Below are 1,019 nucleotides of genomic sequence, written 5' to 3'. Positions count from 1 at the left end.
CCCAGCCACACGACACAGAGCCGAGTCTGCTGAGCCACTACGAGCAAGTAGGTGAGAACGCGGCGTTGCTGTTGCATCGAGAGGAAGACACCAATGTCAGCGCCTACTATCTCGAGCGCTACCTCTGGCTGGGCGACCGCGGCTATCTGTTCAAAGGGCTGGGCGAAGGTGAGGAGATCAAAGCCAAGCTGCCCGCCTACAAGCGGATATTCTCGCGGCTTCAGCCGCTGAACAGCCTGGATCAACCTGGCGGATTCTGCATTGATGGGGCAGTAGTAGATCTTGCGTCATCCGTGACGGCGTTGTACTCCGTTGAGCCACGGGGGATGCCACATACCTATTTCGACATCAGTAGTGATGAGGCCTCCACCCTGGAGGAAATACCCAACACGCCAGGCGAAGACCCAAGAATATTCAGTGCGTTCGGAAAGATGGCAATAGACCAGGAGGAATTTCAACTGGCAAGGTCGGACAGTCATATTCGAGATGATCCGGCCTCCCCGGTCACGTTCGATGTTCTCAGAAAGAACAGCCGCATCGTCGCGGGACGGACAGGGGAAGAAGCCCTGTGGCGCAAGAAATTGAACAACGGGGTCGAAAAGTACCGTTTCGTCTGGCTTGCCTCCAACAATGCGCCGACGCTCCATGACAATCCAAGTCTGCTACTCCGAATGGATTCCGGAGACGACATGGACCCCGGCGCCCCGCCCGTCTCCGAAGAAGCCCTGCTTGGCCTGTGGGACGCGGTGCTCGACTCGGTGCACAAGCGCTGACGGTACACATCATGCGCACGTCATTCGTCTCATGGGTACTTCCAGCCCTGCTTGCCACCCTGCCCACCGGCTGTACGCCAGCGCCCGTTTACCAAGGCATCGATATGTCCGCACACAACCCCGTCGCCCTCGCCCCGGTCTGCGTAGGTCAATTCGCCCTTCAGTTCCCACGCGACGGGGTGGCCAGCTGGCACGTCAACCTCGACTGGGCTGCCGTCGAACGACTGCCCGCCAGGCTGCACAATG

General features: G+C 59.3%; 2 protein-coding genes. One reads left to right on the top strand and one right to left on the bottom strand.

The window, feature by feature from the left end; genetic code table 11:
* Positions 1-773 (top strand): T6SS immunity protein Tli4 family protein (locus DBR34_RS21350; protein ID WP_258223834.1); only part of this gene is annotated, 773 nt, incomplete at its 5' end.
* 29 nt (positions 774-802) lie between these two features.
* On the opposite strand, the gene DBR34_RS21805 is transcribed toward DBR34_RS21350, so the two are convergent.
* Positions 803-1,019: hypothetical protein (locus tag DBR34_RS21805; RefSeq protein ID WP_219928274.1), on the bottom strand; the 217-nt coding region annotated here is incomplete at its 5' end.

Source organism: Stenotrophomonas sp. HMWF003 (assembly GCF_003061285.1).
Lineage (GTDB): Bacteria > Pseudomonadota > Gammaproteobacteria > Xanthomonadales > Xanthomonadaceae > Stenotrophomonas > Stenotrophomonas maltophilia_AP.
Note: the sequence above shows the minus strand (reverse complement) of the source record. Positions and strands in the feature narration are given on the sequence as shown.